Source organism: Streptomyces fractus (genome assembly GCF_049844455.1).
GTDB lineage: Bacteria > Actinomycetota > Actinomycetes > Streptomycetales > Streptomycetaceae > Streptomyces > Streptomyces fractus.
On the sequence record NZ_JBMYHI010000002.1, the window covers coordinates 1,167,838 to 1,190,316 of the forward strand.

At 69.9% G+C, this 22,479-nt stretch carries 18 protein-coding genes; 8 read left to right on the top strand and 10 right to left on the bottom strand.

The window, feature by feature from the left end; genetic code table 11:
- Window positions 1-300: 300 nt before the first annotated feature.
- Together ACP4E5_RS07385 and ACP4E5_RS07390 are read left to right on the top strand one after the other, a co-directional pair.
- Window positions 301-627, top strand: a complete 327-nt coding sequence (locus ACP4E5_RS07385) for a hypothetical protein (RefSeq protein WP_425826112.1) — start codon at window positions 301-303, stop codon at window positions 625-627.
- Between the two features lie 169 nt (window positions 628-796).
- Complete coding sequence (locus tag ACP4E5_RS07390) at window positions 797-1,267, top strand: hypothetical protein (protein ID WP_425826114.1); 471 nt, start codon at window positions 797-799, stop codon at window positions 1,265-1,267.
- A gap of 395 nt (window positions 1,268-1,662) precedes the next feature.
- Here the strand turns inward: ACP4E5_RS07390 and ACP4E5_RS07395 are convergent, their stop codons facing one another.
- From ACP4E5_RS07395 to ACP4E5_RS07435, 9 genes are all read right to left on the bottom strand, one after another.
- A complete protein-coding gene (locus ACP4E5_RS07395; RefSeq protein WP_425826116.1) occupies window positions 1,663-3,183 on the bottom strand; it encodes a recombinase family protein in 1,521 nt (506 codons plus the stop codon).
- Between the two features lie 38 nt (window positions 3,184-3,221).
- Window positions 3,222-4,022, bottom strand: a complete 801-nt coding sequence (locus ACP4E5_RS07400) for an SDR family NAD(P)-dependent oxidoreductase (RefSeq protein ID WP_425826118.1) — start codon at window positions 4,020-4,022, stop codon at window positions 3,222-3,224.
- The gene (locus ACP4E5_RS07405; RefSeq protein ID WP_425826120.1) at window positions 4,019-4,990 is read right to left on the bottom strand and encodes a fumarylacetoacetate hydrolase family protein; all 972 of its coding nucleotides are present in this window, start codon (window positions 4,988-4,990) and stop codon (window positions 4,019-4,021) included. The genes ACP4E5_RS07400 and ACP4E5_RS07405 overlap by 4 nt, the downstream gene beginning before the upstream one ends.
- Window positions 4,991-5,017: 27 nt before the next feature.
- The gene (locus tag ACP4E5_RS07410) at window positions 5,018-6,091 is read right to left on the bottom strand and encodes an MBL fold metallo-hydrolase (RefSeq protein ID WP_425826122.1); all 1,074 of its coding nucleotides are present in this window, start codon (window positions 6,089-6,091) and stop codon (window positions 5,018-5,020) included.
- A gap of 114 nt (window positions 6,092-6,205) precedes the next feature.
- Entirely contained in the window at window positions 6,206-7,144 is a 939-nt protein-coding gene (locus ACP4E5_RS07415) for a VOC family protein (protein WP_425826124.1), read from the bottom strand.
- Window positions 7,145-7,150: 6 nt separating this feature from the next.
- Window positions 7,151-8,188: an amidohydrolase family protein gene (locus tag ACP4E5_RS07420; protein ID WP_425826126.1), complete on the bottom strand. Its 1,038-nt coding sequence runs from the start codon at window positions 8,186-8,188 to the stop codon at window positions 7,151-7,153.
- Window positions 8,185-9,333 (bottom strand): FAD-dependent oxidoreductase, encoded by a 1,149-nt coding sequence (locus ACP4E5_RS07425; RefSeq protein ID WP_425826128.1) that lies wholly within the window; start codon window positions 9,331-9,333, stop codon window positions 8,185-8,187. The genes ACP4E5_RS07420 and ACP4E5_RS07425 overlap by 4 nt, the downstream gene beginning before the upstream one ends.
- 33 nt (window positions 9,334-9,366) lie before the next feature.
- Window positions 9,367-10,329 carry a cyclase family protein gene (locus tag ACP4E5_RS07430; protein ID WP_425841134.1) on the bottom strand — a complete coding sequence of 321 codons (963 nt, stop codon included), beginning with the start codon at window positions 10,327-10,329 and terminating at the stop codon, window positions 9,367-9,369.
- On the bottom strand, window positions 10,323-11,378 hold the full coding sequence (locus ACP4E5_RS07435; RefSeq protein WP_425826130.1) for a fumarylacetoacetate hydrolase family protein: 1,056 nt from the start codon (window positions 11,376-11,378) through the stop codon (window positions 10,323-10,325). Before ACP4E5_RS07435 ends, ACP4E5_RS07430 begins: the two co-directional genes overlap by 7 nt.
- A gap of 144 nt (window positions 11,379-11,522) precedes the next feature.
- Between ACP4E5_RS07435 and ACP4E5_RS07440 the strand changes: the two genes are divergently transcribed.
- A complete protein-coding gene (locus tag ACP4E5_RS07440; protein WP_425826132.1) occupies window positions 11,523-12,428 on the top strand; it encodes a LysR family transcriptional regulator in 906 nt (301 codons plus the stop codon).
- A 215-nt stretch (window positions 12,429-12,643) separates the two neighbouring features.
- On the opposite strand, the gene ACP4E5_RS07445 is transcribed toward ACP4E5_RS07440, so the two are convergent.
- The gene (locus ACP4E5_RS07445) at window positions 12,644-13,684 is read right to left on the bottom strand and encodes a LacI family DNA-binding transcriptional regulator (RefSeq protein WP_425826134.1); all 1,041 of its coding nucleotides are present in this window, start codon (window positions 13,682-13,684) and stop codon (window positions 12,644-12,646) included.
- 289 nt (window positions 13,685-13,973) lie between these two features.
- Between ACP4E5_RS07445 and ACP4E5_RS07450 the strand changes: the two genes are divergently transcribed.
- The 5 genes from ACP4E5_RS07450 (at window position 13,974) to ACP4E5_RS07470 (ending at window position 22,449) form a co-directional block, all read left to right on the top strand.
- Entirely contained in the window at window positions 13,974-15,299 is a 1,326-nt protein-coding gene (locus ACP4E5_RS07450; protein ID WP_425826136.1) for an ABC transporter substrate-binding protein, read from the top strand.
- 78 nt (window positions 15,300-15,377) lie between these two features.
- Window positions 15,378-16,262 carry a carbohydrate ABC transporter permease gene (locus ACP4E5_RS07455; protein WP_425826138.1) on the top strand — a complete coding sequence of 295 codons (885 nt, stop codon included), beginning with the start codon at window positions 15,378-15,380 and terminating at the stop codon, window positions 16,260-16,262.
- Window positions 16,263-16,267: 5 nt separating this feature from the next.
- On the top strand, window positions 16,268-17,164 hold the full coding sequence (locus ACP4E5_RS07460; protein ID WP_425826140.1) for a carbohydrate ABC transporter permease: 897 nt from the start codon (window positions 16,268-16,270) through the stop codon (window positions 17,162-17,164).
- Window positions 17,165-17,212: 48 nt separating this feature from the next.
- Entirely contained in the window at window positions 17,213-19,801 is a 2,589-nt protein-coding gene (locus ACP4E5_RS07465) for a family 78 glycoside hydrolase catalytic domain (RefSeq protein ID WP_425826142.1), read from the top strand.
- A gap of 158 nt (window positions 19,802-19,959) precedes the next feature.
- Complete coding sequence (locus tag ACP4E5_RS07470; protein ID WP_425826144.1) at window positions 19,960-22,449, top strand: glycoside hydrolase family 3 protein; 2,490 nt, start codon at window positions 19,960-19,962, stop codon at window positions 22,447-22,449.
- The last annotated feature ends 30 nt before the right edge of the window (window positions 22,450-22,479 follow it).

The window sequence follows — 22,479 nt, forward strand, 5'->3', positions numbered from 1 at the left end:
GGCGTCCTGGCTTCCACTGGAGCGTCGGTCCTCTGGATCGTTCTCGCTTCATTCGCGGTGATCGCGGTGGGAGCGGCGATCCTCCGCGTCATCCCCAGGAAGCAGCAATAACCGCACCCCCCTCCCGCGCGGTGCACGAACGGGCCTCGGGCCACTGCCACTACCGCGGCAGAACGACGTGACAACCCCGGGGCCCCTGCCGCACTCCTTCGACGGTCGAGCGCTCGACAGTTGATGGATGAGCGTCCTGACGTGCGGAGATCTATCCTTTGTCCATAGCCGTTTCAGGAGTGAATCGACATGGACAGTCTCAGGGCTGACGTCGAGCGCATCGCCGTGGAGCATGGGATGCCGGCCGGCGAAGCGAAAGAGATCGCGGACGAGGTGATGGAGGCCGTCTCGCTCGCCGTTTCCAGGAACGTCACACCCGAGCAGTACAACGCCGAACTGACGCGCACGGTGGTCTCCTTGCTGAAGGGGCAGCAGGAAGTGCCGACCATCGTTGAGCACTTCCAACGCATCCAGCGTCGGCAGTGGGCAACGATCATCGCGGTCGTGGTCTTTCTGGTGGTCTGGTCGCTCTGGCTCCGCCCGCTGCTCGAACCGGTCATCGGTATCGGCGGGTAACCTCTCACCGACTCCCCCGTCACGAGGCGCTTCGCATCTGCGAGGCGCCTTTTCGGTGCCCGCGCGAGAAAATGTTCCACAGCGGTTCTTATGCCTCTTGTTTCGCTTGACACGGCTAAGATTCGTCGCACTGGGGTTGAGCCCTCAGCCCCGTTTGGATGTGGTTCCAATGCCTCCCCAGACCCCGGAGATGTGGCCGGACCTCGTACGCGCCGTTGACGCCGAAGCCGGTGTCTATCAGACCAACATGGAAACGCTCCGCCGCCTGGAGGGCGCCCAGCGCCTCGGGCCCGCCGTCGTCGAGTCCATCGCGGATCGCCTCAAGAGCTTCGGCATCGGCTTCCTGCCCCCGAAGCTGCCCGTACGCGGCGACGAGCGGGTTCTGCTGTACCGGAACGGCACGATGGCCGCGGAAGTCATCAGGGCGATCCTCGACGGGCTCGGCGGGTCCGTGGCCGAGACCGCCGCCACGGCCCTGCGTACGGTGAACCGGTCCCCCACGGACGTCGTGGCCTCCGACACCGTCGCCAGCAAGGCGATGGAGGCCGCCGAGAAGCTCCAGGAACTGCTGGAAGCCGCCGGCCACCCCCAGGACGGCCCTTCACGGCGCCGGCTGGGACGGCGGAAGCACTCCTCGTGACCCCAACCCGCCTGGGCCACTTGGGCGTTGCCCGGTGAGCCCAAAAATTTCAGCCCCAGACTTAACATAAAGAGACTGTAAAGTCTTCGCTGTTACCTTGAACAAGCACTCTAACGGCGTAACGTTTTCGGTATCACACTAAACCGGACAGCAAGCCCCCGGCGAACCGTCCGAAGGACAAGGTGGCGGTCTCCGTGAACGGCATCAGCAGCGGGCCTATACCCGACGCAGAGCTCGCCCTCTGGGCTTCCCGTATTTGCGCCGACCTCAGGCCGATGTCCCCCGACTCCGTGTCGACGGTGCGGGACATATACGAAGAGATCGAAAATCGCCGAGCGGCGCATGCGGCCACCTCTCAAGCCGAGGCGAGCTAAGACCTTCCCGAACGACAGGCCCTAGGACGATCGGTCGTCCTCCAAGAGGTGCACTCGCCCACGGAAATCGAGATCGGCGAGGGGCCCCGGATCGATGGCCACGTAATGGCCCTGGAAAGCCTTTTCCATAAGCGTTCGCCGTTCCTGGTAGCCCGCGGAGTCCCATTTCGCCCGGGCGTCATCAATCACTTCTGCGGACGGGACATCCGGAACCGGCCCGAGAGCGGCAAGCGCGGCCGCTTCTTTCCGGCTTCTGGCCATTACGTCGGAGACCAGCTTGTTGTGCCGTTCGATGGTGATCTTCCCGGCATTGAGCTGCTCGTCCCAGTGATCGACGAGACCGGCCAAGCGGTCCAGCTCCTTCTCGTGCGGGTCCCGCCCTCTGGCCACCTTGACGGCCCGCTTCCTGAGCTGGTCGACAAGTTGGGGATCGGAGAGCCGGCGGACCACCAGGGCCGAGACGAAACGGTCGAGTTCGCGCTGGTCGCCCAGCGTCTTCCCGCAGCCGCGACCGAGCGTGCCGGTGCCCCCTGCGCACTCGTACTTGCGCGCCTCTTCGCCGTCCTCGTAGCAGCGACCGTTCTGCGCCGGCTTGCCACGAAGAATGCTTCCACAGTTGCCACAGACGATCCTGCGTGTGCCGGTGAGGAGATACGTGCGGGGCGGGGCGCCTCGTCGGGACTCCACCATGTCGCGGAAACTTCGCCAATCGCCCGAGGCGACGATGGGATGACCGGTCGGCCTCCCCTCCGCGTCCTCCACGGGAAACTCTCCGACGATTTCGCCCTTGGCCGTGATGTGCCCGGCGATGCGCGGATTCTTGAGCAGATGACGGACCGTTTGCGGTGTCCACTGTCCGCCCGCCGTGGTCCGGATCTCCCGAGCGTTCAGGCCGGCCGCGAGGTCGGTGATCTTCTCCCCGTCGAGCGCCGCTGCCATGAGTTCGCGAATCACCGCGGCTTCGGGCTCCCTGACCGTATTCGCGTCCGCTTCGAACCCGAACGCGCGGAAGCGACCCGGCTTGGCGACCCCCATCGCGATGCGCTGGTTCAGCCCGCGTCGGGTGCGCGTGGAAAGCCGATGGCTGTAGTACTGGGCAGCGGACACCGCATCGCAGAAGGCCTTCAGACCGGATCGCGTATCGAGGTCGTACTCGCCGTCGGAATCAAGGATGACGACGCCCTTTTCGGCGAACTTGGCGATGCGGATGGCCTCGTCCGTCTGCTGGACGAAGCGCCCCAAGTCGAAGATCACGACACCCTGGGATTCGCCCGCATCGAGCCGTCCGACCAGCTGTTCCCAGCCCTCACGGCTCGCCTCCGCGTCCCATGCGGTTTTCCCGCGGTCCTGAAGCCTGAGGCCGCGCTCAGCGGCCCGGCCACCAGGAGATGCGTATTGGGCGATCCGGCGTTCATTCACCTCATGCTGACCGAGGACGCCTCGATACAGGTGACTGCCCTTGCGGAGGCTGTCGCGCGCGTACGAGTCGAGCACCAAGAGCGAGCGCTCAAGGGGACGCTTCGTACGCTCGCGACCGGCCATTCTTATGTGCCCTCCGTGAAGGTGGCCCCTACTAGTCCTTATTGGCCCTTATAGGAGTCTACTGCTCCCTCTTGCACCTGTATGTGAGCAGGGCGCGGGCGCACCGCGTCCGAGATGGACTTCACGCCGCCGTGTGCGGTCATCCCGCCGTCGACCGGGATCTCGGCGCCCGTGATGAAGGACGCCTCGTCCGAGAGCAGGAACGCGACGAGTGGGGCGACCTCGTCGACGGTGCCGGTGCGGCCGAGTGGTGTCTCGCGGATGTTCGCGTCGCGGAACGCCGGGGCCGCGGACGCCGTCATCTCCGTCTCGATGTAGCCGGGGTGGATCGTGTTGACGCGGATGCCGTGCGGCCCGTACTCCACGGCCGCCGTCTTCGACAGGCCGCGCAGTGCCCATTTGCTCGTCGTGTACGCGACCGGATAGTGCGCGGTCAGCGCGGCCGAGGAGCCGACGTTGACGATGGACGAACCCGGCGGCATGAGCGGCGCCAGGTGCTGGATGCCGAGGAGTGGGCCGGTGACGTTCACGGCGTGTACGCGGGCCATGTCATCGGGGCGGGCGTCGCCGACACGGGCCCGCCAGGTGATGCCGGCGTTGTTCACCAGGCCGTGGACGACGTTGCCGTGCAACTCCCTTAGTTCCGTGGTGAGTTCGGACCAGGCACTCTCGCTCGTTACGTCGAGGCGGCGGATGCCGGGGGCCTCGGTCACGTCGGTGGCGATGACGTGGGCGCCCTCGCGGGCCAGCGCTTCGGCCTGCGCCGCGCCCTGGCCGCGGGCCGCGCCCGTGATGACGACGACCTTGCCGCGCAGGCGGTCGGTCCGGGAGTGGCTCATGGGCGCTCCCGTCCGCGGCGGCGGCCGGCGGGGAGCGGGATCGGGGCGGCGCCGGGGACCACGGTGTTGGTGAGTGTGCCGACGCCCTCGACGGTCAGGGTGACGGTGTCGCCGGGCTTCAGCGGCGGCGGGGTCTGCTCGCCGCGCAGGCCCCACAGTTCGCCGAGGCAGCCGCCGTTGCCGCAGGTGCCCGAGCCGAGCACGTCGCCCGGCACGACGCGGGTGCCGCGGGACGCGTAGGCGACCATCTCCTCGAAGGTCCAACTCATGTTGGACAGCAGGTCCTTGCCGATCGTCTCGCCGTTGATGTCGGCGGTGAGGGCGAGGCGCAGGAAACCGTCGGCGCCCCTGTGCGGCTCCAGCTCGTCGGCGGTCACGAGGTACGGGCCGAGGGTGGTGGCGGTGTCCTTGCCCTTGCACGGGCCGAGCCCGACCTTCATCTCGGCGGACTGGAGGTCGCGGGCCGACCAGTCGTTGAAGACGGTGTAGCCGATGATGTGCTCTCGGGCCTGCTCGGGTGTGAGGTCGCGGCCCTCGCGCCCGATCACCGCGCCGACCTCTAGTTCGTAGTCCAGGACGGTCGAACCCGGCGGCATCGGGATGTCGTCCTGGTGGGCGTAGATGGCATGGGGGTTGGTGAAGTAGAAGGTCGGCGCCGCGTACCACTGCTCGGGCACACCGGCGACGCCGTCCACCGAGCGCCGTACGCCCTCGACGTGTTCCTCGAAGGTCACGAAGTCCCGTACGGAGGTGGGCTGGAGGGGCGGCAGCAGGCGTACGTCGGAGACGTGCGGGCCGCGCGGTCCTTCGAGCGCCTCCTGGCCGACGGCGAGCAGACCGGGCAGTCCGTCGGCCTCGGTGATCAGGGCGGTGAGCGAGGTGGTGTCCGGCAGCGGGAAGAGCGTGCCGTCGGCGGCCACGACGCCCAGCCGGTGGCGGTCCTGATGTACGTATGCGGCGAAGCGCATGGGGTGGCTCCTGGGTGCGGGGAGTGGTCAGTTCAGGGGGATGCGCATGAGGTCGCGGCCGACGGTGACGCGGCCCCGGTAGCCGGCCGACCGGGCGGAGGCGCGGGCGGCGGCCGCCCACTCCTCGTCCGGGCGCTGCGTGGGGTCGGCCGGTGAGAGGTGGTTGATGACGACGTGGCGGGCCCGTGCCGCGCGGGCCACCTCGCCGATCTCCGTGACATCGGTGTGGACCTCGTGCATGTGCTTGATGAGGGCGGCCGGCAGGTGCTGTTCCTCGAACCATGAGGCGTCCATGGCCTCGTGCACGAGGAGGTCGCAGTCCCGCGCCAGCGCGATGAGGTCGTCGCTGCGCCGGGTGTCCCCGGAGAAGACGACGGAGCCGTGCGCGGTGTCGAAGCGGTAGGCGTAGGCGGGCGACATGTTGCCGTGCTGGACCCGGGTCGCCGTCACCTTCAGTGCCGGTGTGTCGAGGACGGTCCCGACCGAACCGGCGCCCACCGAGAGCTCGTTGACGTCGAGCATGGACACGGGGTCGATGCCGAAGCCCTCGGCGATGAAGGCGTTGGTGGAGGCGGCGAAGGTCTCGTTGGCGCGGCGCGTGGTCTCGATGATGCCGGGGGCGGGGTCCTGCGGCGCGACGGTGCCGGAGGTGAGGGTGTCGCTCGGTCCGGGGCCCCACACCCGCACCGTTCCGCCGAACCCGGGCTGCGGCGGCATGACACCGGCGCACAGCAGTGGGAAGTCGAAGTAGTCGACGGTGTGGTCGGCGTGCAGGTGGGTCAGGAAGATGCCCTTGAGCGAGGGCATGGCGAGCCCGGCCTTGAGGTACTGCGTCACCGCGCCGCGCCCGCAGTCCACGAGGTACGTGTCACCGTCGACGGTCACGGCCGACGCGACGCCCATCCGGCCGCCGTAGGGCGGCGGGCCTCCGGCCGTCCCCAGCAGGTCGACCACGGTGCCGCTCGTCGGCCGCGCACCGGTTGCCGCCTCCTTGTCGGAAGGGCTCGCCGACGCGGACGGCGGGGAGACGGCGAGGGCGGTCGCGGCGGCGCCGCCGGCCAGCAGGCCGCGGCGGGACATGCGGGTCGTGCGCGAGGTCATCGGGGCGGTTCCTTCGATCGTCGTTGATACGGGAGCCGTACGGGACCGGGGGCGCGGCGCGGTGGGCCAGGGCGTGGACACCTGTGCCGCGCCCCCGGGATCGGAGGGGGCGGATCAGACCGGCGGGGCGACGAAGACGCCGCGGTCGGGGTCGTTGAAGGACTCCTTGGCGACGAGTTCGTTCATCGCGTTGGCGGTGCCCCACTGGTCGGTGACCTCGGGCTTCGAGAAGTCGTAGACGTGCGGGTGCCAGGTGTCCTCGTCGAGGTTCTCCAACTCCGTCGTGTACTCGACGGTGTTGCCGTGCGGGTCGAGGAAGTACGTGAAGGTGTTGTCCCCGGCGAGGTGTCGGCCGGGACCCCAGATCTTCTGGAAGCCCGCGCGCATCACGCGGCCCGAGCCGCGCATGTACTCGTCGAGGCCGCGCATCTCGAAGGACACGTGGTGCAGCGCGGTGTGCGGGCCCTGGGCGATCGCCATCGAGTGGTGCTGGTTGGAGATCCGCATGAAGTGCATGACCTCGCCCATGTGCGGCGAGGACAGTGTGTCGGAGAGGGCGAAGCCGAGGTGGCGCTCGTACCACTCGCGGGTCTTGTTGAGGTCCGGGGAGTTGAGGACGACGTGGGAGAGCTTGACCGGGATGGCCTCCTTCTCCTCGATCTTGCGGTGTCGGCGGACCTCGACGTCTGCGGAGACCTCGATGGTGCGGCCGTCGACGTCGAAGAAGCGGAAGCCGTAGCCGCCTCCGGGTGTGTCGACCTTGCCGGGCTGCGAGATCAACTGCACGCCACCCGTGAGGAGTTGCTCGGCGAGGGTGTCGACGTCGGCCGGGTTCGCGGCGCCGTAGGACACGAGGTCGAGGCGCTTCTCCTCGGCCTTGCGCAGCCGGACGACGTACTGCTCCGGTGAGCCCTCGGCGGCCAGGAACGAGAGGCCGGAGTCCTCGCCGACCTTCGTCAGGCCCCAGACACCGGAGTAGAAGTCGAGCTGCTTGTCGTAGTCCGGCACGGCGAGGTCGACGTGCCGCAGGTGGGTGAGCAGGCGCTGGCTCATGGGGTGTCAGTCCTTCCGGAGGCGGAGGAGGGCGGTCGCGTTGGCGCCGCGCACGGCGTCGGTGTCGGCCTCGGGCAGCCGGGCGGCGCGCAGGGCGCCGACCGGGTCCTCGGTGCCCATGTCGAAGGGGTAGTCGGAGCCGAGCAGGACCCGGTCGGCCCCGGCCGCCCGCACCAACTCCCGCAGTACGTACGGGTCGTGGACGAGGGAGTCGAAGTACAGGCGGCCCAGGTAGCTGCTCGGCGGGTGGGCGCAGCCGGCCGCCGCGTCGGGGCGGGCGGACCAGGCGTGGTCGGAGCGGCCGATGTGCGTGGGCAGGTAGCCGCCGCCGTGCGCGGCGATCATCTTCAGGTCGGGGTGCCGGTCGAGGACGCCGGAGAAGATGAGGTGGGAGAGGGCGACGGCGTTCTCGGTGGGCTGGCCGACGGTATTGGACAGGTACCACTGGTCGAGGCGCTCGTCGAGGGTGCAGCCGAAGGGGTGCAGGAACAGTACGGCGCCCGTCTCCTCGGCCCGCGCCCACAGCGGCTCGTACGCCGGGTCGGACAGCTCGCGCCCGGGGGCGTGACTGGAGATCTCGACGCCCAACAGACCTTGGTCCAGGGCGTGTTCGAGGGCGCGCACGGCGAGTTCGGGGTGCTGGAGCGGTACGAGTCCGAGGCCGCGCAGCCGGTCGGGCGCGCTCGCACAGTGTGCGGCGGTCGCCTCGTTGGCGAGGCGGTAGATCTTCTCTGCGGTCTCCTCGTCGGTCCAGTAGTGGTAGTGCGAGGGAGAGGGGCTGACGAGCTGGATGTCGACGCCCTGGGCGTCCATCGCGGCGAGCCGGACGGCCGGGTCGGTGAGGCGCGGGATGCGCTCGCCGATCATTGGGCCGTTGGCGGCGAGGGCGGCGGGCCCGTTGCGCCGTGCGTCGAGTTCCTTCGCCTCGGCGTGGCCGGGCAAACCGGCCACCAGTTCCTCGATCTGCGGCAGCAGGACGTGGGCGTGCACGTCCACGGTCGGCGCCTGCGTCCGTGCCTGCGCCGGAGGGTGTGTCGCGGTCACGGCAGCTCCTTGAGCATCGTCATGGTGCGGCCCATCAGGCCCGGCACGTCCGCGTCGCGCACCCCGTCGAGCTGCCACTGGCCGAGCTGCACGGATGCCTCGACGACGGGGCGTACGCGGGCGATCCGGCGCTCGTAGTACGTCTGGAAGAGCGCGTCGTCCCAGGTGTCGTGGGTGGTGAGGAGTTCGGCGAGGACGAGGGCGTCCTCCAGGGACAGCGCGGCGCCCTGCGCGAGGGTGGGCGGGCAGCAGTGCACGGCGTCGCCGACGAGGACGACCCGGCCGCGATGCCAGGCCCCCTCGACCAGCATCCGGTCGAACCAGGTGTAGTTGACCTGTGCCGGGTCGGTGATGTGCGCGGTGATCTCGGGCCAGTGGCCGCCGTAGTGCTTGGCGAGGCGGGTCATCTCGTCCGCGTACGACTCCGGGGGGATGGCCGCGCGGTCGCGGTTGGCCTCGACGACGTAGGCGTAGATCGTGTTCTCGCTGGTCGGGCAGTAGCCGGCGATGTAGGCGGGGCCGCCGTACGCGAGGTCGGTGCGCTCCAGGCCCGTGGGCCGCGGGGTGGCGACGCGCCAGATGGCCATGCCGGTCGGCTCGGGGCGCTCGGTGACGCCGATCGCGGCGCGGGTCGCGGAGCCGAGGCCGTCGGCGCCGATCACCAGGTCGTAGCGGCTTTCGGTGCCGTCGCTGAAGCGGACGGTGACACCGTCGTCGGCCCGGTCGCTCTGGTCGATGGACTCCGGGCGGACGCCGAGCCGGACGTCGGCGCCGCTGGCGCGGACCGCGTCGATGAGGATCCGCTGGAGCTGCGGGCGCTGCATGCCGACGGTCGCGGGCAGGTCGTCGCCGCCCGCGCGGACGTCCTCCGCGACGTGCAGGACGGTGCCGTCGGGTGCGGTGATGCCGACGGAGTCGAAGCCGAAGCCGGACTCCCGCACCCGGTCCCACACGCCGAGTTCGCGCAGGACGCGCAGCGCGTTGCCCTGGAGCGTGATGCCGGATCCGGCGGTGGCGTTCCAGTCGTCCTTGGCCTCGACGAGGTCGACCGGGATGCCGGCGCGGCGCAGCAGGATCGTCACCGCGTTGCCGCTCGCGCCGCCGCCGATCACCAGGACGGTGCGCGGTGCTGCCTTGTCTGTCATGAAGGGGCTCCTTGTTCCAGGGTGCTCGAGCCGCTACTTCACGGCGATCGGGTTCACGGGCGAGCCGACGGCGCCGGTGATGGCCAGGGGCGCGGCGGTCAGCCAGAAGTCGTACACGCCGTCGTCAGCGCAGTCGGCGGCGAGCGCGTCCAGGTCCCACATCTCGCCGATGAGCAGGCCGATGTTGGGGATGGCGACCTGGTGCAGCGGCTGGAAGGCGTGGTCGAACTCGTTCGGCCTGACCTCGAAGCCCCAGGTGTCGGTGGCGATGGCCGCGATCTCGGTGCCGTGCAGCCAGCCCGCCGTGGTGAACGACAGGCCGGGCGCGGGTCCGCCCGCGTACTCGCCCCAACCCTCGCGGCGTGCGCGGGCCAGCCGGCCGGTGCGTACGAGCACGATGTCGCCGCGCCCGACGCGCACGCCGTGCGCCTCGATGGTCGCGGTCAGGTGCTCCTCGGTGATGGCGAATCCGTCGGGCAACTCGCCGTCGTCGCCGACGACTTGGCCGACGTCGAGGAGGACGCCGCGTCCGGCGACGTAGGGGGCCATGTGCTCGATGCCGGTGACCAGGTCGCCCTCGGACGTCACGGTCTTCGCGGCGTCGCGGCCGTTCCACGCCTTACCGTGGTCGAAGATGTGGCCGAGCCCGTCCCACTGGGTCGAGCACTGCAAGGGCATGGCGATCACGTCGTCGGCGCCACCCATGCCGTGCGGGAAGCCCTGGTTGGCGAGCGCGGCGTCGGTGCCGGTGTCGAGCATGGTGTGCACGGGGTTGGTGCGGCGCCGCCAGCCCTTCTGCGGGCCGTCCATGTCGAAGCGCTGCGACAGCGAGAAGCTCGCGCCCCGGCGGACGAGGGCGGCGCCCTCGCGGCGCTTGGCCTCGTCGAGGAAGTTCAGGGTGCCGAGCCGGTCGTCCTCGCCCCAACGCCCCCAGTTCGAGTACGACTTGGCGGCGCGCGAGATGGCGCCCTCGGGATCCGTACGGTCGATCACGATGCCTGCCCCTTCCCTGCTACGCCAGCTGCGCCCGCCGCGTTCGCCGCGTCCGTGACTTCCTCGGCGACACAGCGGGTGCGCTGCGTCCCGAGGCCGGTGATGGTGCCTTCCATGACGTCTCCGTCGCGCAGGAGCCGCCCCCAGTGCATGCCGTTACCGGCGGGCGATCCCGTCAACACCAGGTCGCCGGGCAGGAGTTGGGCGGACTGCGACACGTACGACACCATCCGGGCGACGTTGAAGATCATGTCCTTGGTGGACTCGTCCTGCATGGTGTCGCCGTTCAGCTTCAGCGTCAGGTGCAGGTCGTCGGGGTCGGCGACCGACTCGGCGGGCACGATCCACGGGCCGAGCGGAGTGAAGCCGGGCGCGTTCTTGCTGCGCAGCCAGTCGGTGCCGATCTGCGGCATGTCGCGCCGGAAGACGGTCGCGCGGTCGGTCAGATCGTTGGCGATCGTGTACCCGGCGACGTACTCCAGGGCCTCCTCGACGGACACCCGATGGGCGGGCCGCCCGATCACGGCCGCCAACTCCAGCTCCCAGTCCGGCTTCTCGGCCCACCCGGGCAGCACCACGTCGTCGTACGGGCCCGTGATGGCGCTCGGCAGGCCGATGAACACGTACGGCAGGTCATCGGCGGCCCGCCGGTCCATGACCTCCGCGGCCTCCGCACGGCGCTCCTCCTCGGGCCGCTCGTCGCCCGGCGCCTTGTGCGCGACGTGCAGGTCGATCACGTGCTGCCGGTAGTTGGCGCCGGACTGGAACACCTGGCGCGGTTCGACCGGCGCGTGCACGGTGAACTCGGCGAGGGGGCGCCGTACGACGCCGGATTCGGCGGCGAGGGCGCGCAGCCGGGGCAACACGTCCGCCCACCGGCCGAGCAGCTCACGCATCGTCAACCCGGGCTCGTCCAGGGCGGCTTGGAGATCGACCACCTGCTCGTCGGCCGCCACCAGGGCGGGGAACGGTTTCACGTCCGGGGCGGACAGCGTGCCGAGCGCGAAGGGGCCGGCGAACAGCGCGGATGCGGGTTGAGGTTTCACGAACATGTCCTCCAGATTGCGGTGTGTCCAATCTGGACCTTCCACCGCTGATCAGGGAAATCGATTCCGTGGATGCAACGTATCCGCCTGGTCTATAGTCAATGGTCAGCGGCTCACCGCAAGGGAATCGTCCAGCGCAAGGGAACCTCCGTGAATCTGGCCCGCCTCGATCTCAACCTCGTCGTCGCGCTGCGCGCCCTGCTGGAAGAGCGCAACGTCACCCGCGCCGGGCAGCGCGTCGGCCTCAGCCAGCCCGCCATGAGCGCGGCCCTGTCCCGGCTGCGCCGGCACTTCGACGACAACCTGCTCTCGCGCGTCGGCGGACACTACGAACTGACCGCGCTCGGCCAGGTACTGCTCGACCGCACCGCCACCACCTGCGACCTCCTGGAGCGCCTCTTCGCCAGCCAGGCCGACTTCGACCCGGCGACGGAGCAGCGGGAGTTCACCCTCTTCGCGTCGGACTACGCCGTCGCCGTCTTCGGCACCGAACTCGCCCGCGTCGTCCACGACGAGGCACCCGGCATCCGGCTGCGCTTCACCCAGACCCCGACCACCGTCACCGAGGACACGGCGACCCTCCTCAGCACGACCGACGGCCTGTTCATGCCGCACGGCGTGATCAGCGACTTCCCGGCCACGGACCTCTACGACGACCGCTGGGTCTACCTCGTCGCGGACGACCACCCCGAGGTGCGCGACCGCATCACCCACGAGGACCTGGCCCGACTGCCCTGGGTGACCTACCAGCGCACCTACGACGCCCCGGCGGTGCGGCAGTTGGGCATGCTCGGCATCGAGCCGCGGGTCGAGGTCTCCGTCGACAGCTTCCAACTGCTGCCGCCCATGGTCGTCGGCACCCGCCGCGTGGCCCTCATCCAGGAACGGCTCGCCCGGCGCTTCGCCGCCCACTCCGCGATCCGCGTCCTGGAACCCCCGTACGAGGCGGTCCCCCTGCGCGAGGCCCTGTGGTGGCACCCGGTCCACACCCACGACGCCGCCCACATCTGGCTGCGGGACACGGCGGTACGGGTGGCGGAGCGGGTCAAGGGGTGAGCCGACGGCCCGCCGCGCGACGACGTGGGCCGGAAACCGATGGCGTGACGACCTGACCCGGCATCCACGGTGTCGATGGCGGGCATCGGGACTTTGGATGACGCCAGGGGTGGGCACACCACCGGGTGACACCTCATAGTTCATGACACCTCCGGGACCCCGGACACCTCCGGGACCCCGGACATCTCGGCGCGCGCCCGGAACCGCCGAACCGCCTACTCCCCAGGCGTCCCCGTACTGGAACGCACCACCAGCCGCGGCGTCATGGTCGTCCGCATCGCCCGGTCCCTGCGGCCCTCCACCCGCTCCAGGAGCATCCGGGCCGCGGCCGACCCCATGGTGTGTCCGGCCTGGTCGACGCTGGTCAGCTGGACGGGGGCGAGCGCGGCGAGCGCCGTGTTGTTGTAGCCGACGAGCGAGAGGTCTCCCGGAATGCTGAGCCCCAGCTCATGGGCGGCACGGTAAATGCCCATCGCCGCGACGTCGGCGCCCGCCATGATCGCGGTCGGTGGACGCGCGTCCACCAGCAGGGTCGTGCCGGCCTTGAAGCCGCCCTCGTCGGAGTAGGCGGCATGCTGCACCCGCGCACGCGCCGCGAGCCCATGTCGCCCCATCGCCTGAAGGTATCCCTCGGTCAGCATGACCTCGGGGGTCCCCTTCCACTTGCCCGCCTTGGGCGCGGACGCGGAGACGAGCGCGATGTCGCGGTGCCCGAGCCCGACCAGGTGGTCGACGACCAGGCCCGCGCCCACCCCGTCGGCGTCGAGCACCGAATCGTGCGCGTCGGACGCGTCGTGGTGGCCGATGACGACGGTCGGGGTCTGCGCCGCGGTGGCGAGGACCTCCGGGCGCGGGGTGCTCGGCGCGATGAGGATCAGCCCGTCCATCTGACGGTCCGTCATGGCGCGGACGGTCCTGCCCTGGTCGTCGGCGCCGAAGCCGGCCGCGCCGATCAGCACGGTGTACTGGCTGGTGCTCAACTCGTCCTGGATGCCGTCGAGGATGTCGGCGAAGAAGGCGTTGCGGATGTTGTCGAGGAGGACGCCGACCGTGTAGGTCCGGCCGCGCATGCCGCGGGCCGCCGCGTGCGGCCGGTAGCCGAGTTCGTCGATCGCGGCCCCCACCTTCTCCCGCATCGACCGGCTCACGCCGTGCCCGTTGTTGAGCACCTTGGAGACGGCCGCGGTGGACACACCCGCGTGCCGCGCCACGTCGGTGATGGTCACGCGCTTGTTCGGGCTGGGCGCTCCGCGCATCGGCACTGCTCCGGATCTCGTATGTGGAAGTGGAACGATTTACATCATCGCGTGCGGTCGACGTCAAGCCGTCACGGTATTTCTGAAGCGTTTCACCGCGATGTCTTGACGCTCCAGGGAGTGGGGTGCAGTCTGTTCCCCGCTTCACCGTGTTAATCGTTTTACATCGTCTGCCGGTGAGGCAGGAGCCTTCGCCGCACTCGATGCCGGTGCGCTCCACTCCCCGCGTTCACCTGCTTCCCCGCCGATCCTTCTCCGCCGATCCCTCTTCGATCCTCGGGAGTCCGCTGTGCCCATTGCGTCCTTCACCCTGCCCTCAACTCGCCGTACGCGCCTGGCCGTTGTCGCCGCCGGTACCGCGTCCCTGGCTCTCCTGGTCTCCGCCTGCGGCGGCGCGGGCGGGACGGGGTCGCAGGCGCCCAAGAACTTCGACTATCTGAGCGTCACCGAGAACACCACCGTGAAATCGTCCCTCACCTCGATGTCCAAGGGGCAGTGCAAGGCGGCGAACGAGGCGCTGCCGCTCAAGGTGGAGACCGTCCCGCAGTCCAGCCTGGACCAGAAGCTGCAACTCCTCGCCGGGCAGGACGCGCTGCCGGTGCAGTTCGCCGCGGGCAACGCCCCCGCGCTGACGCAGAAGTTGGCCAAGTCCGGGCAGGTCGCCGACCTGGAGGCGAAGCTCAAGGCGTCGGGTGACCTGGACCAGTTGGAGCCGGCCGCCGTCTCCACCATCAAGGCGCTGTACGGCGGGAAGCTGGACGTCCTGCCGTACGAGTACAACATCGAGGGGATCTTCTACAACAAGAAGGTCTTCGCGGAGAACGGCCTGAAGGAGCCCGGCACCTGGACCCAACTCACTGCCGCTGCCGCCACGTTGGAGGCCAAGGGCATCCAGCCGTTCTCCGCCTCCGGTCAGCAGGGCTGGCCGCTGACCCGCCTGATCAGCGGCTACCTCTACCGCAGCCTCGGCCCGGACGCGCTCAGGGACGTCAAGGACGGCAAGGCCAAGCTGACCGACCCGCAGTACGTGAAGGCCGCCCAGGAGATCGCCGACCTCGGCAAGAAGGGCTACTTCGGCAAGGGCGTCGGCTCCGTCGACTACGACACCTCGCTGAATCAGTTCCTGACCGGCAAGGCCGCCATGTTCTACATGGGCAGCTGGGCCCTCGCGGGCATCTCCGACCCCAAGCAGAACAAGGTCGGCGCGGACAACGTCGGTTTCATGCCGTTCCCCGCCGTGTCCGGCGGCAAGGGCTCCGTCGACCAGTACCCCTCGAACGTCGGCCTCGGCATCGCCCTCGGCGCCAAGACCTACGACAAGAAGACCGGCGCCTGGGTGTCCTGCATCGCCAAAAACTACGGCAGCACCGCGCTCAAGGACCACGGCACCATCTCCGGCTTCAAGGTCAACACCCCGGTCAAGGACGCCACCAAGGTGACCACCAAGGTGCGGGACACCATCAGCGCCTCGAAGCAGAACGTGCTGTGGTTCGAGGCCCTGTTCAGCACCAAGGCCACCACCGTCAGCCAGAACAACGCGGCGAGCCTCGTCAACGGGTCGATGAGCCCGAAGCAGTTCATGCAGACCGTCCAGGACGCCCTGGCCGAGCAGTGACACCCCCGTGCCGGCCCAGGGCGACGACCCGTCCATGGCCGGCAGGTCCCCCGCATCGAAACGAAGTGGACCCCACTCATGCACCGCGTACTCGGTGACCGCAGGGCCGTGGCGATCCTGCTCGGTCCCGCGCTCCTCGTCTACACCCTCATCATGCTGGTCCCGATGGTCTGGTCCCTCGGGTACTCGTTCACCAAGGGCAACACCATCGACGGCTTCACCGGCAACGGTGTCGCCAACTTCGGCCGCCTGTTCTCGGACCCGGCCGTCCACGACGCACTGTGGTTCACCCTCAAGTACGCCGTCGTCGTCACGGCCGGCCAGGTCGTGGCGGGGTACCTGCTGGCGCTGTTGTACGTGTTCTTCCTCAAGCGTGCCTCGGCGCTCGTGCGCACCCTGGTGTTCTTCCCGGTGGTGCTGCCGACGGTGGCGGTCGGCCTGCTTTTCAAGAACTTCTTCCAGGTCGGACCGCAGCCGGGGCCCGTCAACTCCCTTCTGAACGCGGTGGGGTTGGACTCGGTCGACTGGTTCGGCAGCGCCGGGCACGCCTTCTGGGTCCTGATCATCATGGACATCTGGCGTTCGATGGGCTTCTACGCGGTCCTGCTGTTCGCCGGGCTCGTCGACATCCCCGAGGAGACCCTGGAGTCGGCCCGCCTCGACGGCGCCTCGGGCCTGCGCCTGGTCCGGCACATCGTGCTGCCGCTGTCGTTCCCCGTCCTCATGTCTTCGCTGATCTTCAGTATCAACGGCACGCTGAAGGTCTTCGACTCCATCGTCGCCCTGACCAACGGCGGTCCGGGCAGCGGCACGACACCCCTGACCCTGTACATGTTCCAGACGTCGTTCACGTACAGCGACTACGGCTACGGATCCACCATCGCCCTGACGCTGACCGTGGTGTGCCTGCTGGTGAGTCTGGCCGTCTACCGCGTCTCGCGGCGCGACCTCACGGAGGGCTGAGCACCATGGCCATCGACACACCGGTGAAGACACCCGTGACCCGCCCGAGCGGTACGCCCGCGCGTCCCCGCGGCCGACGCCCCGGACGCCGCCTGTGGGTGAAGGCGGTCGTCACCCTCTTGCTCATCGCGGAGATCTACCCGCTGCTCTGGATGTTCCTGACCTCCCTGAAGTCCAACAGCGACTACCTCAACAACTCGACGTGGAGCCTGCCCACTTCGTGGGAGTGGGGCAACTACGCCGACGCGTGGACGACCGGGCACATCGGCCTCTACGTGCAGAACAGCCTGCTCGCCGTCGTGCCCGCCCTGGCCCTGATCCTGCTGCTCGGCACGGCGGCCGGCTTCGCCCTCCAGGTCATGGTGTGGAAGGGGCGCGGCCTCACCCTGCTGGTCTTCCTCGCCGGCATGATGGTGCCGCCGCAGATGATCCTGCTGCCGCTGTTCACGGTGTACTTCCGCACGGGCCTGTCCGGCACCCTGTGGCCGCTCATCCTCACGTACACGGGGACCGGACTGCCGCTGACCGTCTTCATGATGGCGACGTACTACCGGTCCGTCCCGCGCGAGCTGTTCGAGGCGGCCACCATCGACGGCGCCGGCATCCTGCGCGCCTTCTGGACGATCAGCGTGCCCATGGTCCGCAACGCCCTGCTCACGGTCGGACTCGTCCAGTTCTTCTTCATCTGGAACGACCTGCTGATCGCCCTGACGTTCACCAACAACCAGGACCTGCGCACCATTCAGGTCGGCCTGCTGAACTTCACCGGCGACTTCGGTGCCACCCAGTACGGCCCGCTGTTCGCCGCGATCTGCATCAACGTCTTCGGCACCCTCCTGATCTACCTGTTCCTCAACCAGAAGGTCATGAAGGGCCTCACCTCGGGAGCCTTGAAGGGCTGACACCCCTCCCGCCGCTGCTTCCGCGCACGTGAACGAAAGGTTCCCTCCTTGCTGCCCTCACCGCCCTCACCGGTGTCCTTCGAGCACCTCCCGGACGGCCTCGGCATCGGCACCGCCGCCCCCCGCCTGTCCTGGACACTCGCCCCCGGAACCGGCGCCCAGGAAGCGTACGAGCTCGAACTCGACCGGGCCGGCCGCCGCCACCGAACCGGCCGCATCGACAGCCGCGAACAGAACCTCGTGCCCTGGCCCGGGGAGCCGCTCGCCTCCCGTGAGCGGTGCCTGGTCCGCGTACGTGTGTGGGGCCCGGCGGGTCTCTCGCCCTGGAGCCCGGCGTCCGCCGTCGAGGCCGGGCTGCTCGACCCGGCCGACTGGCGGGCCGTCCCGGTCGGCGCTGACTGGCCCGAGGACCCGTCGGCCGACCGTCAACCCGCCCGCGTCAGACGGGACTTCACCCTCGACCGGCCGGTCACCCACGCCCGCCTGTACGTCACCGCCCATGGCCTCTACGAGGTGGAGATCAACGGTCGGCGGGTCGGCTACGAGGCACTCGCCCCCGGCTGGACGGTCTACCCGCAGCGCCTGCGCTACCGCACCCACGACGTGACCGGACACCTCACGGAGGGCGCCAACACCATCGGCGCGTGGCTCGGCGACGGCTGGTACCGCGGCAAGTACGGCTTCGACGGCGGAACCCGCAACATCTACGGCACCGACCAGTCGCTCATCGCACAGCTGGAGGTGACGTACGACGACGGCGGCACGGCCGTCATCGCCACCGACGGCACCTGGCGCGCGGCGCCCGGACCCATTGTGTTCAGCGGCCTGTACGAGGGTGAGACCTTCGACGCCCGCCTGGACGACGGGAGTTGGTCGACACCGGCGGGCGCCTCCTCCCCCGCCTGGCAGCCCGTACGCGTGGGGTCCCGGGATCCGCGTACACTCGTCGCCCCGCTCGGCCCGCCCGTCGCCTGCACCGAGGAGATCAACCCGGTCACGGTCACCCGCACCGCCGACGGCCGCCACATTCTCGACTTCGGCCAGAACCTCGTCGGCCGGCTCCGTGTCACCGTGGACGGCCCGGCCGGCACCACCCTGACCCTTCGCCACGCCGAGATCCTCGAGGACGGTGAACTCGCCACCCGTCCCCTGCGCGAGGCGTACGCCACCGACACCCTGATCCTCTCCGGCCGCGGCCCGCTCACCTGGGAGCCCCGCTTCACCCTGCACGGCTTCCGCTACGCCGAAGTGACGGGCTGGCCCGGCGAGTTGACCCCGGACCGGGTGGCGGCCCGCGTCTACCACACGGACATGCGCCGCACGGGATGGTTCGAGTGCAGCGACCCGCTGATCAACCGGCTCCACGAGAACGTGGTGTGGAGCATGCGCGGCAACTTCGTCGACCTGCCCACCGACTGCCCGCAGCGCGACGAACGCCTCGGCTGGACCGGCGACATCCAGGTCTTCGCCCCGACCGCGAGCTTCCTCTACGACTGCGCGGGGATGCTCGACTCCTGGCTCACGGACGTCGGCCTGGAGCAGCTCCCGGACGGGACCGTACCCTGGTACGTGCCGGTCATCCCCGGTGGCCCGATGTGGACGCCCATCCAGCCCGGCGCCGCCTGGGGCGATGTCTCCACGCTCACCCCGTGGGTGCTGTACCAGCGCTTCGGCGACCGCGAGCTGCTGCGCCGCCACTATCCGACGGGCCGGGCGTGGGTCGACCTGATGGCACGCCTTGCCGGGCCCGACCGGCTGTGGGACACCGGATTCCAGCTCGGCGACTGGCTCGATCCGGCAGCGCCCCCGGACGACCCAGCGGCCTCCCGCACCGACCGCTACCTGGTGGCCACCGCCTACTTCGCCCACTCGGCACGCCATCTCGCGCGCTCGGCCGTCGAGTTGGGCAGGGACGACGAGGCGGTGCGGTACTCGGCGCTGGCCGACGAGGTCACGGCGGCCTTCCGTCGCCGCTACGTCCAGCCCTCCGGACGCATGACCAGCGACACCGCCACGGCCTACGCCGTCGCACTCGCCTTCGGTCTACTGCCCCCGCAGCAGCGGCAGTTCGCGGGTGACCGGCTCGCCGAACTGGTCCTCGCCGACGACGCGCGCATCGCCACCGGCTTCGTCGGCACGCCTCTGATCTGCGACGCCCTGACCGATACCGGCCATCTCGACGTCGCCTACCGGCTGTTGACGCAGACCGCGTGCCCGTCCTGGCTGTATCCCGTGACCATGGGGGCGACCACGATCTGGGAACGCTGGGACAGCCTCCGCCCGGACGGCACCCTCAACCCGGGCGGCATGACCTCCTTCAACCACTACGCCCTCGGAGCCGTCGCCGACTGGCTGCACCGGGTCGTCGGTGGCATCACCCCCGCGGCCCCCGGCTACCGCGAGATCACGTTCCGGCCTCGCCCCGGCGGAGGACTGACCTGGGCCCGGGCCCGGCACGAGACGCCGTACGGCACGGCGTCCCTGAGCTGGGAGACCACCGCGTCCGGGATGACGGCACGGATCACCGTGCCCGAGGGCTGCACCGCGACCGCCGAACTCCCGGGCTGCGCGCCGGTCTCGCTCGCCCCCGGGGAGCACACGCTCGACACGGCCCACCTCGTCCCGGCCGCGGCGTAAGACATCGACAGTCGACAACCCACAACCGTCCGACGCGCTCGAACAGAACACTCGCTCCACATGAAGCCGGGGCCGGTCGTGCACCTGACCCCACGGCCGGCCCCTTCCCTTGGTGGTGGTCCTCGCATCGGCCGCCCTACTCGTTTGGAGAGCCGCAAGTGAACAGACGAACGTTTCTCGGCGCAGCGACCTTCACCGCACTGGCCATGGGCATGACCCCGGTCCTGACCGACGCGGCAGACGCGGCCGACGTCCCCACGGACGGGACCACACCCCGGGAGCACGCCGACGCGCTGCTCGCCCGGATGACGGCGGCCGAGAAGGAGTCGCTCGTGCGCTGCGACTTCGGCGCGGTCGCCCACCTCGGCATCCCGGCGCTCACGATGGCCGACGCGTCGGCGGGGCTGCGCGGCGAGAAGGGTGTCACCGCGTTCCCCGTGCCGGTGGCGCAGGCCGCCACGTTCGACCAGGACCTGGCGGGCAGGATCGGCCGGGCGATCGGTGCGGAGGGCCGCGCGAAGGGCTTCAACAACCTCCTCGGCCCCACTGTCGACGTGGCCAGGACGTGGCACTCAGGACGGCAGGCGGAGGGAATGGGTGAAGACCCGCTGCTGGCAGGGCAGTTGGGCGCCGCCCTCACCGTCGGTCTGGAGAGCCGGCACGTGGCCGCCACCGTCAAGCACTTCGCCGCCTACACCCAGGAGACCAACCGCCTCGCCACGGACACCAAGGTCTCCGAGCGGGCCCTGCACGAGATTTACGAAGCCCCCTTCCGTCACGTGATCGCCGCCGCCCCGGCCACTTCCGTGATGATGGCGTACCCCCGGATCAACGGCACGTTCGCCTCCCAACACCCGTACCTCTTCAGCGACTTGAAGCAGGACATGGGACTCCAGGGCTACACCGTTCCCGACTTCTGGGCCGGTGACGACCAGGTCGCCGCCGCCCGTGCGGGCATGGACCTCGCGGGCCTCGGCCCGGACGCCGTCAAGCTCAAGGGGGGCTCTCTCACCGGCGGCACGATCCCTGCCGCGCGCCTCGACGACGCGGCGCGCCGCATCCTCGTCACGATGTACGCGACCGGACTCTTCGACCACCCGCTGCCCGCGCCGGCCGACAACGTCAGCACGAAGGAACACCAGGACCTCGCCCATGAGGCGGCCGTCTCCTCCACCGTGCTGCTCGCGAACCGGTCCTCCGCGCTCCCGCTGCCTGCGGCACTGACGTCCCTGGCGGTCATCGGCCCCGCCGGTGCGGACGTCTTCCCTGGTATCGCCGGCTCCACGTACGTCGATCCCGGCGCCTGGACCACTCCGCTCCAGGCGATCCGCGACCGTGCCGGAAGCGCCGTGAAGGTGGTGCACGCGCAAGGATCCACGGGCGATGTGCCGTTGGAGCCCGTGCCGACGTCCGTACTGCGGACCCGCTCCGGCGAACAGGGACTGACCGGCACCTACTACGCGGGCGCCGACACCTCCGGCACACCAGTCACCTCTCGCACCGACGCGCAGGTCGACTTCACCGCCGCGCCGGCGGCCGGTCTGCCCGACGTCTGGTCGGCGACCTGGACCGGCACCCTGGTGCCGACCACCACCGGCCTGCACCGCTTCTCGCTGCTGCCCGCGGGCACGGCCACGTTGAAGATGAACGGCACGACGATCGTGTCCGGCACCCGGCACAGTCGCCGCTTCTTCCTCGGCCCGTACGACTACCCGCTCCAGGGCACCGCCGAGCTGACCGCGGGCAAGGCCGTCAGCGTAGAACTGCGCTACACCAACTCCACTGCGGATACCGGCACTTGTGGTCTCACACTCGGCTGGCAGCCGAGGTCACTGATCCCGGCGGCCGTGACGGCGGCGCGTGGCGCCGACGCCGCGGTCGTGTTCGTCAACCGGGTCGCCGGTGAGGACATGGACCACCAGGGGCTCGGCCTGCCCGGCGACCAGGAGCGGCTCATCACGGCGGTGGCTGCCGCGAACCCGCGTACCGTCGTCGTCCTCAACACCGACGGCCCCGTGGCCACTCCCTGGCTGAACGACGTCGGGGCCGTGGTGCAGGCGTGGTACGGGGGCCGCGGCATGGGCACTGCCCTCGCCTCCATCCTGTTCGGCGACCGCGATCCCGGCGGTCGCCTCCCCGTCACGTTCCCCGCCGACGCGAGCCAGGGCCCCGGCACCACGACAGCCACCTACCCGGGCACCGACGGCACGGTCTCCTACGCCGAGGGCACCTCCATCGGCTACCGTTACTACGACGCCAAGGGCCAGCAGCCCCGCTTCCCCTTCGGCCACGGGCTCTCGTACACGGCCTTCGCCCACGGCTCCCTCCAGGTGTCCTACGACGCCGGTACCAAGCAGGTCACCCTCGCGGTCACCGTCACGAACACGGGGACACGTCCCGGCACCGAGGTCGTCCAGGTCTACGCGACGCTGCCGAGCGCGGCGCAGGCCGAACCACGCCGCCTGGTCGCTTTCCGCAAGGTGTCGCTGGCGGCCAAGGCGTCGAGCCGCATCGAACTCACCATTCCCGCCTCGGACTTGACGGTGTGGGCGGCGGGCCGGTGGAGCCTCGTCGTCGGCCGGTACACCTTTGCCGTCGCCCGCTCGTCGCGGGACATCACCACCCGGCGCACGGTCACGATCGGCTGACCCCACGGGGTCGCGCAGGCCCTGGCGCGA

What these genes read in the sequence shown, in the direction of transcription:
- ACP4E5_RS07385 (WP_425826112.1), top strand. Translation starts at nt 301, where the DNA reads ATGGACAGTCTCAGGGCTGACGTCGAGCGCATCGCCGTGGAGCATGGG.
- ACP4E5_RS07390 (WP_425826114.1), top strand. Translation starts at nt 797, where the DNA reads ATGCCTCCCCAGACCCCGGAGATGTGGCCGGACCTCGTACGCGCCGTT.
- ACP4E5_RS07395 (WP_425826116.1), bottom strand. Translation starts at nt 3,183, where the DNA reads ATGGCCGGTCGCGAGCGTACGAAGCGTCCCCTTGAGCGCTCGCTCTTG.
- ACP4E5_RS07400 (WP_425826118.1), bottom strand. Translation starts at nt 4,022, where the DNA reads ATGAGCCACTCCCGGACCGACCGCCTGCGCGGCAAGGTCGTCGTCATC.
- ACP4E5_RS07405 (WP_425826120.1), bottom strand. Translation starts at nt 4,990, where the DNA reads ATGCGCTTCGCCGCATACGTACATCAGGACCGCCACCGGCTGGGCGTC.
- ACP4E5_RS07410 (WP_425826122.1), bottom strand. Translation starts at nt 6,091, where the DNA reads ATGACCTCGCGCACGACCCGCATGTCCCGCCGCGGCCTGCTGGCCGGC.
- ACP4E5_RS07415 (WP_425826124.1), bottom strand. Translation starts at nt 7,144, where the DNA reads ATGAGCCAGCGCCTGCTCACCCACCTGCGGCACGTCGACCTCGCCGTG.
- ACP4E5_RS07425 (WP_425826128.1), bottom strand. Translation starts at nt 9,333, where the DNA reads ATGACAGACAAGGCAGCACCGCGCACCGTCCTGGTGATCGGCGGCGGC.
- ACP4E5_RS07435 (WP_425826130.1), bottom strand. Translation starts at nt 11,378, where the DNA reads ATGTTCGTGAAACCTCAACCCGCATCCGCGCTGTTCGCCGGCCCCTTC.
- ACP4E5_RS07445 (WP_425826134.1), bottom strand. Translation starts at nt 13,684, where the DNA reads ATGCGCGGAGCGCCCAGCCCGAACAAGCGCGTGACCATCACCGACGTG.
- ACP4E5_RS07455 (WP_425826138.1), top strand. Translation starts at nt 15,378, where the DNA reads ATGCACCGCGTACTCGGTGACCGCAGGGCCGTGGCGATCCTGCTCGGT.
- ACP4E5_RS07460 (WP_425826140.1), top strand. Translation starts at nt 16,268, where the DNA reads ATGGCCATCGACACACCGGTGAAGACACCCGTGACCCGCCCGAGCGGT.